This is a genomic window from Pseudomonas arabinosi (genome assembly GCF_047758675.1).
Taxonomy (GTDB): domain Bacteria; phylum Pseudomonadota; class Gammaproteobacteria; order Pseudomonadales; family Pseudomonadaceae; genus Aquipseudomonas; species Aquipseudomonas arabinosi.
Genome location: NZ_CP180480.1, coordinates 5,972,610 through 5,985,931, shown reverse-complemented (window position 1 = coordinate 5,985,931; position 13,322 = coordinate 5,972,610). Strand labels below are relative to the sequence as shown.

Below are 13,322 nucleotides of genomic sequence, written 5' to 3'. Positions count from 1 at the left end.
GCAGGGAGTGACTATCCCTGAAAGGGCAGTGGCCCTCTCAGGAGATAAGGTTAGTCAGAAATCAGGATTTCTTTTCGTCAGCCGCTTTATCGGTCGGATTGGCGATCAGGGCCTTGAGCTCGTCGCTCATCGGGAACATCAGGTTCAGGTTTTTTGGCGGGATTGGCTGCATGAACCATTTTTCGTAGATCTTGTTGATCTCGCCCGATTTGTAGGTCGCGATGATCGCGTCATCCACAGCCTTCTTGAACGGTGCGTCGCCCTTGCGGACCATGCAGCCGTAGATTTCGTAGGATTGTGCAGTACCGGTCACGGACCAATCGGTTGGCTTCTTGGCCTTGGCCATTTCACCGGCCAGCAAGGCGTCGTCCATCATGAAAGCCACGGCGCGGCCGCTTTCCAGCATGTTGAAGGACTCGCCGTGGTCTTTGGCGGAGATGACGTTCATGCCCATCTGCTTGTCAGCGTTCATCGACTTGAGGATGCGCTCGGACGTGGTGCCGGCGGTGGTCACGACGTTCTTGCCTTTGAGATCGGCGAAGTCTTTGTACGGCGAATCTTTCTTGGCCAGCAGCTTGGTGCCGATTTCGAAGATGCCGACGGAGAAGTCAACTTGCTGCTGACGCTCGACGTTGTTGGTGGTGGAACCGCACTCGACGTCCACGGTGCCGTTCTGCACCAGCGGGATACGGGTTTGCGAAGTCACGAGGTTGTATTTGACCTGGAGGTTCGGAATGTCCAGGTCCTTTTTGATGGCTTCAACGATTTTCAGCTGAATATCGTGGGAGTAGCCAACCGGTTTGCCGGAAGCGTCCGCGATGTAGGAAAACGGAATGGAAGCGTCACGATGCCCGAGGGTGATAACGCCGGACTCTTTGATCTTCTTCAGGGTGCCGGTGAGTTCGGCGGCGAAAACTGGAGTGCTGATCAGAGCGGCAGCAATGGCTGCGCCCAGGAGATGGGGAACGATGCGCATCAAATTTTCCTCGACATTGTTTTTATATGGAGCCAGTTCATCGGCCCTTTTTTGTGCTTCGAATGCTTGCCGGCTCCTGAAGGGTTGGCGCAGCGGTCATTCGTCCAAGAGTGTAGAGCATGACTCGTGCCAGGCCAGGCCGAATAGATCAACTTATTGATTTATAAGGGGATTAAATATTTATGGCGAGGTTTTTGAGGTTGGGGGAATCCGGTTAACCGAATCGACCGACAGGTCGCGTTCGGAAAACCGAATGGTGTTTGCGGCCGCTAACGCCTATTGGCCAGATAAGAGCCAGTGATCGTGCCGTTCATATAAGAATCAGCTTTCCTGGCTTAGCGGCGTTTCATGCAGGTAGGTCCATTGGGCGTTGTGGTGATGGATGCCAATGATCGCCACCGAAACCCGTGTGCTTTCGCGCTGGTCGAGGCGATGGGTTTCCTTGTAGCGGATCGCCACGCTGTTGCCTTCCTGCCAGACCGTCTGCAGGTCGCTGATGACGATCTCCAGGCCTGGCTTGGCGCCGACTGCACCTTTGAACATCTGTTCGACCATCGCCCGGCTGACAATGGCGGCCGAAGTGGTGACCATGGTGAAGTGCTCGGCGAATGCCGACATCAGCGGCTCGAAAGCGGCCTGCCCCTCACCGTTTGAATCGATGAACAGGGTGTGGATCAACGCGTGCACGTGATGAATGCTGTGGTGCGCCTGTTCAACTATTTTGTTGTGCATGACAGTCCTTTTGAGTGTTCAACTGACTCAGTTGAAAGAGTGGAAACAGGCCCGCCAGCGCGGCGATGGCGAAGGTAACGTGGTACGCCTGGGTGGTATCGAAATGCTTCAAGAGCAGGTTGAAAACCATCAGGAAGAGGGCTGCGCCGATGCTGAATGACATCTGTCGGTTGATGTTCCAGATGACACTGGCCTTGTGGGTGTCACTGCCCTCGAAGTCCATCAGCGACGTGGTTTGTGCTGTGTTGGCACCGATGCCTCCGCCGATCCCCATCAAGCTGTAGGCGATGATAATCACCAGAAAGTCTGAGGGATCGTTCACCAGTAACAGGGTGGCGATGCCGGCGCTGTGCAAGAGCATGCCGAGGGCAAACAGCCGCTTCGCGCCCATCCGGTTATAGACCCGGCCACAGACCAGCATCGAGATGAACGCGCCGATGGCGTAGAGGATCATGAACATCCCTGTCAGTCGGGCGCTGAAGTGCAGGGTGTTTTGCAGGAAGAAGATGCTCATCAAGTTGACCCCCGTGAACACACCGGGAATCGCGTAATAGATAAAGATGGAGGTGCTGAGTTTTTTGCTTTTGAGCAGGCTCAGTTCAATGATCGGGTTTTTGCAGGTGCGGTAGTGCAGCCCGTACAGCACGACGAAAGCGACGCCGGCCATGACGAAGAGGGCGGCCACCCCTGCCGGAGCGTCGCCGCCATACAACGACATTCCCATCAGCAGGCTGCCGAGTGCTGCGCTGACCAGCAGCAAGCCCTTGATGTCGGGTCTGGGCAAACTTGTCGGGCGCGCTTCGTTGATCCAGAACCAGGACAGCAATGCCGCGATCAGCGAGAACGGGATGTTGCTGTAGAACACCCAGCGCCAGGAGCTGCTGTCGACGATGACGCCGCCGATGGTCGGTGAAATGGCGGGCGCTATCATGGCAACGGCCATGACCAATGTGGATATTTTCGCCCGCTGCTCACCCTTGAACAGGTTGAACGTCAGCGCCTGGCCGACAGGAATCAACAGTCCGCCGCCAACGCCTTGGACGAAGCGCCAGATCACCAGTTCGTTGAAACTGTTGGCCAGCCCACACATCCACACGGAGCCTGTGAATACGATCATCGAGGCGGTGAGGATTTCCCGGCTGCCAAAACGACCGGCCAGCCAGGTGCTGACCGGGATAATCAGTGTCAGTCCCAGAATATAAGCATTAGCCACCCAGGCAACGTCTGAAGAACTAACGTGCAACGCCGCCGATATACTCGGTAATGCGACCGCCGACATAAAGATGTTAATGCAGTCTATAAAAAAGCCGATCAGAAATATCAGCGCAACTTTGTAGCGATAGGTCATGTTGTTTCCCCTTTGTCGCAAAGCATAGGGGCGGTGGACTTGAACTGTCGATACGACTATCCTTGAAACAATGTTTGACGGGATTTAACAGTGAGCCATATCGCGATGCACACTCATCTTAATCGGGTCCAGACATTTTTGGCCGTGGTCGATTTTGGTTCTTACACCAAGGCTGCCAATTACCTGAGCATCAGCAAAGCCATGGCCAGCCTGCATGTCAAGGCGCTGGAGGATGTGCTGTCAGCGACGTTGTTGATTCGAAATACCCGAAACATATCCCTCACCGAAATAGGCCAGGATTTTTATGAAGAATTCAAAGGTATTGTCGCGGATATCGATATTGCCTTCGATAATGTATTAAAAGGGCATAATCGGGTGTCCGGCAAGTTACGCTTCAGTTCCACCAGTGAATACGGCGAGGCCTATATTCTTCCGTTGATACCGCAATTTATAGAGCGCTATCCGGAAATAAAACTCTGTTATAACTTTAACTCGTCACTCAATGATCTGGTGGCGGAAAAGTTAGACCTGGTCATCCGTTTAGGCAACTTGGCGGACTCTGCATTCAAGAGCCGTAAACTGGCGGATTATGAGATTGTCCTGGTGGCTACCAAGACGTTCCTTGCGCGTCACCCAGTGCAAAAACCTCAGGACCTGAATGCGGTGCCGTGGATTGCCAATAGCAACCTGCAGGCGCCCACTCAATGGACGCTGCGCCATCCGCAATTGGGTGATGTCGAGATCAATGGGATCAATCAGTTTGAATCCAATTCTTCCACGGCCATCCGTTCCATGACGTTGTCGTCGCTAGGCGTCTCGGTGCTGCCCGCGTGGGTGGTCAAGGACGACATCGCCAGCGAGCGGCTGATCCGGTTGTTGCCCGACTATTCGCTGCCCTCGCAGTCCGTCAACGTGGTGTTTCCCAGCAGCCCGCATTTGCCCCACAAATCGAGGGCGTTCATTGATTTCCTGTTGCTGCATCTGGCGCAGTAAGCGCCTACAAAAAAGCCCCTGAATCGTGAGATTCAGGGGCTTTCATTTAAGCGGATTAGGGGTCAGGCCGCTTCGATCTTGCTGCGGTTCTGCTCGACCTTGCTCAGGTAATCCGCCAGTTTCTGCTGTTCCGCCGGGGTGGTGAACAACCCCAGCTTGCTACGGCGCCACAGGATATCGTGCGCGGTGGTTGCCCACTCTTCGCTGCACAGGTAATCGACTTCGCGGGTGTAGAGCCCGCCGCCGATGTGTTCGCCCATATCGCCGAGATTCTGCACGCCTTCCAGCATGCGCCAGGTGCGGCTGCCGTAGGTGGTGGCCCAGCGGCGGGCGATTTCGGTCGGCACCCAGTCGAACTTGTCACGGATCAAGGCGCACAAGGCTTGCGGGGTGGTCATGTCTTCACCGCCCGGCAGGGTGGCTTTGGCGGTCCAGCTCGGCTTGATGTCCTTGAAGTACGGAGCCAGTTGCGCCAGCGCCGACTCGGCCAGTTTGCGGTAGGTGGTCAGCTTTCCGCCGAACACCGACAGCAGCGGCGCTTCTTCGCCAGTGCCCGACAACGCCAGGGTGTAGTCGCGGGTGACGGCCGACGGGTTGTCGGATTCGTCGTTACACAGCGGACGAACACCGGAATAACTGTGCAGGATATCGTCGCGGCTGATGCGTTTCTTGAAATGGGAGTTGACCACTTTCAACAGGTAATCGGTTTCGCCTTCAGTGATCGCAACTGCAGCCGGATCGCCGGTGTACTCGCGGTCGGTGGTGCCGATCAGGGTGAAGTGGTTCAGGTACGGAATGGTGAAGACGATGCGCTGATCTTCGTTTTGCAGAATGTGCGCATGTTCGCCTTCGTACAGTTTCGGCACGATCAGGTGGCTGCCCTGGATCAGACGGATGCCGTACGGCGATTCCATCTTCAGGTCGTCACGAATGAACTTGGCGACCCAAGGGCCGGCGGCGTTTACCAGTGCCTTGGCGCGGATCGAAAACAGACTGCCATCGGCGCGTTCCAGATGCAGGTGCCACATTCCCTTGGTGCGACGGGCGCTGACGCAACGGGTCTGGGTGTGAACGTGGGCGCCTTTTTCGCGGGCGGCCATGGCGTTCAGCACCACCAGGCGAGCATCGTCGACCCAGCAATCGGAGTATTCGAAGCCTTTGGTGATTTCGCTTTTCAGCGGGCTGTCCGGGCCGAACTTCAGGCTTTTCGAGCCTTCGAGTTTTTCCCGTTTGCCGAGGTGGTCATAAAGGAACAGACCTGCACGGATCATCCAGGCCGGACGCAGGTGCGGGCGGTGCGGCAGCACGAAGCGCATCTGTTTGACGATGTGCGGGGCCTTGGCCAGCAGCACTTCGCGTTCGGCCAGGGCTTCGCGCACCAGACGGAATTCGTAATGTTCGAGGTAGCGCAGGCCACCGTGGATCAGCTTGCTGCTGGCCGACGAAGTGTGGCTGGCCAGGTCGTCTTTTTCGCATAGAAACACCGAAAGACCGCGACCGGCGGCATCCGCTGCGATCCCCACGCCATTGATCCCGCCACCGATGACGGCGATATCGTAGATCTCAGCGAGAGGGGGCGTAGGCAAGGTAGAAGTGGGCATCGGCTAGCCTCGGGCTTTTATGATTTTCCGTATTGGAATTCGAACATTAATGTTCATTTGCGAAAATGGTAGCCCATAAAGTCGCCCACAGCCAGTTAACTTCGATTGAAAATACTGATCGAAGGGCCGTCAAAGGAATATTTTCGAACATTTAGAGGCGCGAGAGGGCGCCAAGAGGTGTGTTGCTTGGGCTAATGTCATCGTCGGAACGCCGCCCGGAGCAAGCTCGCTCCCACAAGGATTGCGCATAACCTGTGGGAGCGAGCTTGCTCGCGATAGCGTCGGTACAGTCGACGAATGTGTGAGGGGGGTTAAACGACTTCCAGACGAATCTTGTGCTGACTCAACAACTGCGCCAATGCCGGCACAGGCTGCTGATCGGTCACCAGGCAATCAATCAAGCTGATCGGCCCCAGACGAATCATGGCGTTGCGCCCGAATTTGCTGGAATCCGCCGCGAGGATGACCTGTCGGGCATTGGCGATGATCGCCTGGGACACCCGAACTTCCTGATAGTCGAAGTCCAGCAGACTGCCGTCTTCATCGATACCGCTGATGCCGACCAGGGCGAAATCAACCTTGAACTGGTTAATGAAGTCGACACTGGCCTGACCGACCACACCGCCGTCACGCCGCACATTGCCACCGGTCAGCAGAACGTCGAAGTCGTCCTTGGCGCTGAGCATCGAAGCCACGTGCAGGTTGTTAGTGATGATCTTCAGGTGATTGTGATTGAGCAGCGCCCGGGCGATGGATTCGGTGGTGGTACCGATATTGATGAACAGCGAGGCGTGATCGGGGATTTGAGCCGCAATGGCTTCGCCGATACGCTGCTTTTCATCGCGCATCTGATCCGCACGCATGGCGTAGGCGGTGTTTTCGACGCTGGAATCGTAGGCTGCGCCGCCGTGGTAGCGACGCAACAAATTAGCTTCCGCGAGCTGATTGATATCGCGGCGGATGGTTTGCGGTGTAACGACGAACAGCGTAGCCATTTCCTCGATGCTGACATAGCCGCGTTCGCGGACCAGTTCGAGGATTTGCTGCTGACGGGGAGGCAGATTCATGGGGCTTCCTTTGGGCTGCCGTGCAAAATTTGCCCATGATGACGCAGGAATCTGCTCCCTACCAGTTTCCAAATAACGTGAAAGCTACTGCGCTCGGCAATCCTGCGTTAAAAACAGGCTCGGACTGCTCATTTACAACCTCGTAAACTCCGCGTCCTCGCCTGTTTTTGCCTTGTCTTACCTTCGCTCGCTACGCTTTCACGCTATTTGGACATACAGATACGAATACTCAGCTCGGCTTATTCAGCGCCTTCATGCGGTTCCCAATCGCGGGTGCGGCTGACGGCTTTTTTCCAGCCGGCGTAGAGTTTTTCCTTCGCGGTTTCGTCCAGGGTCGGTTCGAATTCGCGCTCGATCACCGCCTTGCCGCGCAACTCATCCAGGCTGCCCCAGAAGCCACACGCCAGACCGGCCAGGTACGCCGCGCCCAGTGCGGTGGTTTCGCGCATTTGCGGACGCTCGACCTGAGTGCCGAGGATGTCGGCCTGGAATTGCATCAGGAAGTTGTTCGCCACCGCACCGCCGTCGACACGCAGGGATTTCAAGCGTTCGCCGGAATCCTGTTGCATGGCGTCCAGAACGTCGCGGGTCTGGTAGGCAATCGACTCAAGGGCTGCGCGAATGATGTGATCCACGCGTACGCCGCGAGTCAGGCCGAACAGCGCGCCACGGGCATACGGGTCCCAGTACGGAGCACCCAGGCCGGTAAAGGCCGGCACCAGGTACACGCCGTTGCTGTCCTTGACCTTGTTGGCAAAGTATTCGGTGTCGTGGGCGTCGTTGATGATTTTCAGTTCATCACGCAGCCATTGAACGGTGGAGCCACCATTGAACACAGCACCTTCCAGCGCGTAAGCCACTTCGCCGCGCGGGCCGCAAGCGATGGTGGTGAGCATGCCGTGCTTGGACTTCACGGCTTTGTCGCCGGTGTTCATCAGCAGGAAGCAGCCGGTGCCGTAGGTGTTTTTCGCCTGGCCTGGCTCGACGCACATCTGGCCGAACAGGGCTGCTTGCTGGTCACCCGCGATACCGCCGATGGCGATGCCGCTTTTAGTGTGGCCATAGATTTCCGACGAGGATTTAACTTCCGGCAGCATCTCGCGCGGAATATCCAGCACCTCCAGCATCTTCGCGTCCCACTCCAGCGTGTGGATGTTGAAGAGCATGGTGCGCGAGGCGTTGGTGTAGTCGGTGACGTGCACTTTGCCGCCGGTAAATTTCCAGATCAGCCAGCTGTCGATGGTGCCGAACAACAGCTCGCCTTTGCGCGCACGTTCGCGGCTGCCTTCGACGTTGTCGAGGATCCACTTGAGCTTGGTGCCGGAGAAGTACGGGTCGGTGACCAGGCCGGTGGTTTCGCTGATGTATTGCTCGTGACCGTCGCGCTTGAGTTGCTGGCAGATCTCGGTGCTGCGGCGGCACTGCCAGACGATCGCGTTGTAGATCGGGCGGCCGGTGGTCTTGTCCCAGACCACGGTGGTTTCGCGCTGGTTGGTGATACCGATGGCCGCAACCTGATCGTGATGCAGGCCGGCTTGAGCCAGGGCCTCGACCATCACGGCGCTTTGGGTAGCGAAGATTTCCATCGGGTCGTGTTCAACCCAGCCGGCTTGCGGGTAATGCTGTGCGAATTCGCGCTGGGCGGTGCAGACCACGTTCGCGTCGCGGTCGAAAATGATCGCGCGGGAGCTGGTCGTACCCTGATCGAGGGCAATGATGTAGTTCTTATTCTGAGTGTCGGTCATGTCGATTGCCTTGGACGAAAAAAGGGAGAGAGGTCCGGCGCGTGATCTGGTGGGCAGGATCACACGCCAACGGTATCAAGAAGTTCTTGGTTTGCCGTCAATGGCCGGTGCTGCGTCCTTTGTAGCAGGTAGGGCGCTGGGCAAATGACGGGCAATCAGCCCGCGATACGCTGCAGCACCGAGGCAGGCACCGACAATCGGTGCAAAAATCGGAATCAGGAAATACGGGATATCGCGCCCGCCGGTGAAGGAAATTTCACCCCAGCCAGCGAAGAAAGTCATCAGTTTAGGACCGAAGTCGCGCGCCGGGTTCATCGCAAAACCGGTCAGCGGACCCATCGAACTGCCAATCACGGCAATCAGCAGGCCGATCAGCAGCGGGGCGAGCGGACCCTTTGGCAAGCCATTGTTGTCGTCGGTCAGGGACATGATCACGCCCATCAGGATGGCAGTGATGATCACCTCAACCAGGAAGGCTTGTGCCGTGGTCAAGGCCGGGTTGGGGAAGGTGGAGAACACCGACGCCAATTCGAGGCTGGCCTGAGTACCACGAACCATATGGTGAGTTTGTTCGTAATCGAAGAATAAATTGCTGTACAGCGTGTAAACCAACAACGCTCCACAGAAGGCGCCAGCGATCTGGGCGAGAATATAAAAAGGCAGTTTGCGCTTTTCGAAGTCAGCAAAAATGCTCAGGGCAATGCTGACGGCGGGATTGAGGTGAGCCCCGGAAACGCCGGCGGTCAGGTAGATCGCCATGCTCACGCCGATCCCCCAGATGATGCTGATTTCCCAGAGGCCGAAGCTGGCACCCGCGACCTTGAGCGCGGCAACACAGCCTGTACCAAAAAAGATCAGCAGCGCAGTGCCCAGGAATTCGGCCATGCATTGGCTTGAGAGCGACGGTTGTTGTAAAGCAGTTGTCATTGAAAACCTCGTTTTTGTTGTTGTCTGGCGCTTTTGCATCATGGTCAAAAGCGCGATTTTCACCGAGACAGGATCCCCATCCTGTTCTCGGCCTACTGCTGGGTGCTGCGATAGGAACATTCGTACAGTATTCAGATTCGAAAAAATATAGACAAGAAACGCTGCTGTCAAAGGTCGAAAGTGAACCGTCGGTCACAATCGAACTATTAGTCACGTGAATGACCGCATCGTTCACGCGGCAGGCTGAAGGTGGACGAACGGCATAAGGCACCGCCAAGCCTTTGAAATAGCGCCGCAATAGAGCCATTTGCCGATCAATGTCCTAGAATCCAGCGCAGTATTTTTCTTCTGCCGCCCAGTCTGGAGCTGTCATGACCCCCGCATTGGATTTGTTGAAAAAAGTTCGTGCCGAACATCGCGTGCACAGTTATGAACATGATCCGAAGGCAGCGTCCTACGGGCTGGAGGCCGCGGAGAAGCTGGGACTGGATCCGGCGCAGGTGTTCAAGACTTTGCTGGCGGCCAGCGAGAAAGGTGAATTGTTGGTGGCCGTGGTGCCGGTCGTCGGAAGTCTGGACTTGAAGGGCCTGGCTCACGCTGCGGGCGTGAAAAAAGTCGAAATGGCCGATCCTGCCGCTGCGCAACGATCCACCGGTTATCTGTTGGGTGGGATCAGCCCGCTGGGACAGAAAAAGCGCTTGCGCACCTTTATCGATAATTCGGCGCAGCCCTTCACAAGCATTTTTGTCAGCGCGGGGCGACGTGGGCTGGAAGTCGAATTGGCACCCGCGGTGCTGGCCGAACATACCCAGGCGAAGTTCGCCGATATCGGCCGCGCCTGACGCGGACTATCAGCCCGGCGCTGTATGGTGCAAATTTACGGGCTCTGTCACTGGTGGCGGGTTGTCGGCAGCTTCATGCTCCGAGGCCTGGCAAAGGGAGAAGGTTATGCAACTTGAGTTTCATCAGGTCGATGCGTTCAGTGATCGGCCGTTCAGTGGCAACCCGGCGATGGTCTATCGCCTTGATGCCTGGCTTGCCGATGAGTTAATGCAGAAGATCGCCGCCGAGCACAACCTCGCCGAAACCGCTTTCGTGGTGCGCGAACGGCAGGGCTGGCGCATCCGCTGGTTTACCCCGACCACCGAAGTGCCGTTGTGCGGTCATGCAACCCTGGCCAGCGCGTATGTTCTGTTTGAAATCTATAAAGAGCCGGTCGAGTGGTTGGACTTTATCTGCAAGTCCGGCCCGCTAAGCGTGAGTCGTGAGGGTGAGCGCTTGTGGCTGGATTTTCCGGCCATCGTACCGTCGGAAGTGGGCGTGACCCTGGATGTCGAGCGCGCGCTCGGTGTGGAAGCGGTTGATGTGCTGGGGTCGAACGAGTTGTTCGTGGTGCTGGAATCCGAGCAGGCGGTGCTCGAATGTCAGCCGGACATGGCGGCGCTGGCGAAACTGCCGTGGCCGGGGGCAATTGTCACGGCCAGGGGCAGCCAGCATGATTTTGTTTCCCGCTACTTCGCGCCGGCGATCGGTATCAACGAAGACCCTGTGACGGGTTCGACCCATTGCAGCCTGATCCCGTATTGGTCGAAACGTTTGGGCAAGTCGAGCCTGACGGCTTGTCAGCGCTCGGCTCGAGGCGGGGAGTTGTTCTGTCGGCTGGAAGGGGATCGGGTGAAAATCGGCGGGAATGCGACGCTCGTTGCAAGCGGAACGCTAATGCTGGGTTAAATGAGCACCCAATGTGGGAGCGAGCTTGCTCGCGATAGCGGTATGTCAGTCAATGATGATGTTGACTGACAGTCCGCAATCGCGAGCAAGCTCGCTCCCACATTTTATTGCGTGTGCTTAGTGGGCGCTGCTGTGGCGGCGCACACCGGATTCGACGGCCGGAATCTGCGCCGCCGTACTCCCTGACGCCTGAAACAGCACCAGGTGTTCAGCCGCGACACGAATGCCTACCTCTGAACCCACCTGATGATCGGCATGGCTCGGAAAAATCGACTCCAGCTGCGCGCCGGTCGGCAACTGCAAGCGATACAAGGTGGACGCACCCTGGAAAGACTTGCCGACAATCCGCGCCTTCAGCGTGCTGTCCGGTGCATAAACGATATCGTCCGGACGCAGCAACACATCCACCGCACCGCCAACCGGCCAGGTGTAGGCACGATTACCGCGTAACTCACCCAGTTCGGTCTGTACCGACTCGGGGCTGCTCAACTGACCGCGAATGAAATAACCTTGGCCAATGAAACTGGCCACAAACGGCGTCAGCGGTTCGTGATACAGGTTGTAAGGCGTGTCCCACTGCTCCAGACGACCTTCCTTGAAAACCCCCACATGATCGCTGACTGCGAAGGCTTCTTCCTGGTCGTGGGTCACCAGAATCGCGCTGGTGCCACGGGCCTTGAGGATATCGCGCACCTCATGGCTGAGCTTGCGTCGCAACTCGCCATCAAGGTTGGAAAAGGGTTCGTCAAGCAGCAGCAGTTGCGGTTCCGGCGCCAGGGCACGGGCCAGTGCGACACGCTGCTGTTGACCACCGGACAGCTCATGCGGGAAGCGCTTGCCGAGGTTTTTCAGGTTGACCAGTTCCAGCAACTCTTCGGTGACGCGATCCTTTTGCGGGTGCTTGCGGATCCCGAAGGCAATGTTCTCGGCCACGCTCAAATGCGGAAACAGTGCGTAATCCTGGAACACCATGCCGATCCGGCGTTTCTCCGGGGCGAGGGTGAAACCGGCGCGGGAGATCGTTTCCCCGGCCAACTGGATTTCACCTTCGTGTACCGGTTCGAAACCGGCAATCGCCCGTAGCGTGGTGGTTTTGCCGCAGCCCGAAGAGCCCAGCAGGCAACCGATGTCGCCGGCATTCAAATGCAGGTTGAGGTTCTGCACGACGCGCTGGTCTTGATAGCCACAGGCGAGATTGCGCAGGTTCAGCAGTAATGGATGGCTCATGCGTGGTGATACGCCGGCTCGACGAGAAATTCGAGCAGGGCCTTTTGTGCGTGAAGACGGTTTTCGGCTTGATCCCACGCGACGGAGCGCTGGTCATCGAGCAGGTCGACGCTGATTTCCTCGCCGCGGTGGGCCGGCAGGCAGTGCATGAACAGCACGTCCGGTGCGGCCAGGTCGAGCAGGGCGCGGTTGACCTGAAACGGCGCGAACAGTTTCAGGCGCTTGGCGGTTTCCTCTTCCTGGCCCATGGAGGTCCAGACGTCGGTGCTGACCAGGTGGGCGCCGCGTACGGCATCCTTCGGATCGCGGACGATGGTGACGCGATCGGCGGCCTTCGCCACGAATTCAGGGTTGGGTTCAAAGCCTTCCGGGCACGCGATGCGCAACTGGAAGTCGAACTGGATCGCCGCTTCTATATAGCTGTTGCACATGTTGTTGCCGTCGCCGATCCAGGCCACGGTTTTGCCCTGGATCGAGCCGCGGTGTTCGAGGAACGTCTGCATGTCGGCCAGCAACTGGCACGGGTGCAAGTCATCGGACAGGCCGTTGATCACGGGCACGCGGGAGTTGGCGGCGAATTCGGTCAGGGTGCTGTGGGCAAAGGTACGGATCATCACGGCGTCGAGCATGCTCGACATGACGATCGCGCAGTCGCCGATCGGCTCGCCACGGCCCAGTTGGGTGTCGCGCGGCGACAGGAAGATCGCCTGGCCGCCGAGCTGGATCATGCCGGCTTCGAAGGAAATACGGGTGCGGGTCGAGGACTTCTCGAAAATCATCCCGAGCACGCGGTTTTTCAGAGGCTCGAACAGTACGCCGCGGTTACGCAGGTCTTTGAGCTCAACGCCTCGACGGATCACGCTGACCAGCTCTTCGGGCGTGCAATCCATCAGGGAGAGAAAGTGCCTTGCGCTCATCATTGACTACCTTTTTGCAACAGACCGCAGATACTCAAAGCCTTGTTTAACTGAAAAA

General features: G+C 57.4%; 12 protein-coding genes. 3 read left to right on the top strand and 9 right to left on the bottom strand.

Annotated elements, in window-relative coordinates; genetic code table 11:
* Positions 1-61: 61 nt before the first annotated feature.
* The 3 genes from ACMXYJ_RS27875 to ACMXYJ_RS27865 all read right to left on the bottom strand — a co-directional run bounded on the left by ACMXYJ_RS27875 (position 62) and on the right by ACMXYJ_RS27865 (position 3,056).
* Positions 62-976, bottom strand: coding sequence for a glutamate/aspartate ABC transporter substrate-binding protein (locus ACMXYJ_RS27875; RefSeq protein WP_415757723.1), 915 nt, complete (start codon positions 974-976; stop codon positions 62-64).
* 321 nt (positions 977-1,297) lie between these two features.
* Entirely contained in the window at positions 1,298-1,708 is a 411-nt protein-coding gene (locus ACMXYJ_RS27870; RefSeq protein ID WP_415757722.1) for a DUF4440 domain-containing protein, read from the bottom strand.
* A complete protein-coding gene (locus ACMXYJ_RS27865) occupies positions 1,689-3,056 on the bottom strand; it encodes an MFS transporter (protein WP_415757721.1) in 1,368 nt (455 codons plus the stop codon). Before ACMXYJ_RS27865 ends, ACMXYJ_RS27870 begins: the two co-directional genes overlap by 20 nt.
* Positions 3,057-3,161: 105 nt before the next feature.
* Here ACMXYJ_RS27865 and ACMXYJ_RS27860 point away from each other — a divergent pair, with 105 nt between their 5' ends.
* Entirely contained in the window at positions 3,162-4,049 is an 888-nt protein-coding gene (locus ACMXYJ_RS27860; RefSeq protein ID WP_415760816.1) for a LysR family transcriptional regulator, read from the top strand.
* Positions 4,050-4,111: 62 nt separating this feature from the next.
* On the opposite strand, the gene glpD is transcribed toward ACMXYJ_RS27860, so the two are convergent.
* The 4 genes from glpD to ACMXYJ_RS27840 form a co-directional block, all read right to left on the bottom strand.
* Positions 4,112-5,650 (bottom strand): glycerol-3-phosphate dehydrogenase, encoded by a 1,539-nt coding sequence (gene glpD / locus ACMXYJ_RS27855; protein ID WP_415757720.1) that lies wholly within the window; start codon positions 5,648-5,650, stop codon positions 4,112-4,114.
* A gap of 311 nt (positions 5,651-5,961) precedes the next feature.
* Positions 5,962-6,717, bottom strand: coding sequence for a DeoR/GlpR family transcriptional regulator (locus ACMXYJ_RS27850; protein ID WP_007916700.1), 756 nt, complete (start codon positions 6,715-6,717; stop codon positions 5,962-5,964).
* A gap of 239 nt (positions 6,718-6,956) precedes the next feature.
* Entirely contained in the window at positions 6,957-8,462 is a 1,506-nt protein-coding gene (gene glpK / locus ACMXYJ_RS27845; RefSeq protein WP_129438040.1) for a glycerol kinase GlpK, read from the bottom strand.
* A gap of 75 nt (positions 8,463-8,537) precedes the next feature.
* Positions 8,538-9,389, bottom strand: coding sequence for an MIP/aquaporin family protein (locus ACMXYJ_RS27840; protein ID WP_129445064.1), 852 nt, complete (start codon positions 9,387-9,389; stop codon positions 8,538-8,540).
* Between the two features lie 371 nt (positions 9,390-9,760).
* On the opposite strand from ACMXYJ_RS27840, the gene ybaK reads away from it, so the two are divergent.
* Both ybaK and ACMXYJ_RS27830 read left to right on the top strand, forming a co-directional pair.
* On the top strand, positions 9,761-10,231 hold the full coding sequence (ybaK, locus tag ACMXYJ_RS27835) for a Cys-tRNA(Pro) deacylase (RefSeq protein ID WP_111279779.1): 471 nt from the start codon (positions 9,761-9,763) through the stop codon (positions 10,229-10,231).
* A 106-nt stretch (positions 10,232-10,337) separates the two neighbouring features.
* On the top strand, positions 10,338-11,120 hold the full coding sequence (locus ACMXYJ_RS27830; RefSeq protein WP_415757719.1) for a PhzF family phenazine biosynthesis protein: 783 nt from the start codon (positions 10,338-10,340) through the stop codon (positions 11,118-11,120).
* A 117-nt stretch (positions 11,121-11,237) separates the two neighbouring features.
* Here ACMXYJ_RS27830 and ACMXYJ_RS27825 read toward each other — a convergent pair whose 3' ends face one another.
* Together ACMXYJ_RS27825 and argF are read right to left on the bottom strand one after the other, a co-directional pair.
* Positions 11,238-12,347 carry an ABC transporter ATP-binding protein gene (locus ACMXYJ_RS27825; protein WP_415757718.1) on the bottom strand — a complete coding sequence of 370 codons (1,110 nt, stop codon included), beginning with the start codon at positions 12,345-12,347 and terminating at the stop codon, positions 11,238-11,240.
* Positions 12,344-13,264: an ornithine carbamoyltransferase gene (argF, locus tag ACMXYJ_RS27820; RefSeq protein WP_415757717.1), complete on the bottom strand. Its 921-nt coding sequence runs from the start codon at positions 13,262-13,264 to the stop codon at positions 12,344-12,346. Before argF ends, ACMXYJ_RS27825 begins: the two co-directional genes overlap by 4 nt.
* Between the last annotated feature and the right edge of the window lie 58 nt (positions 13,265-13,322).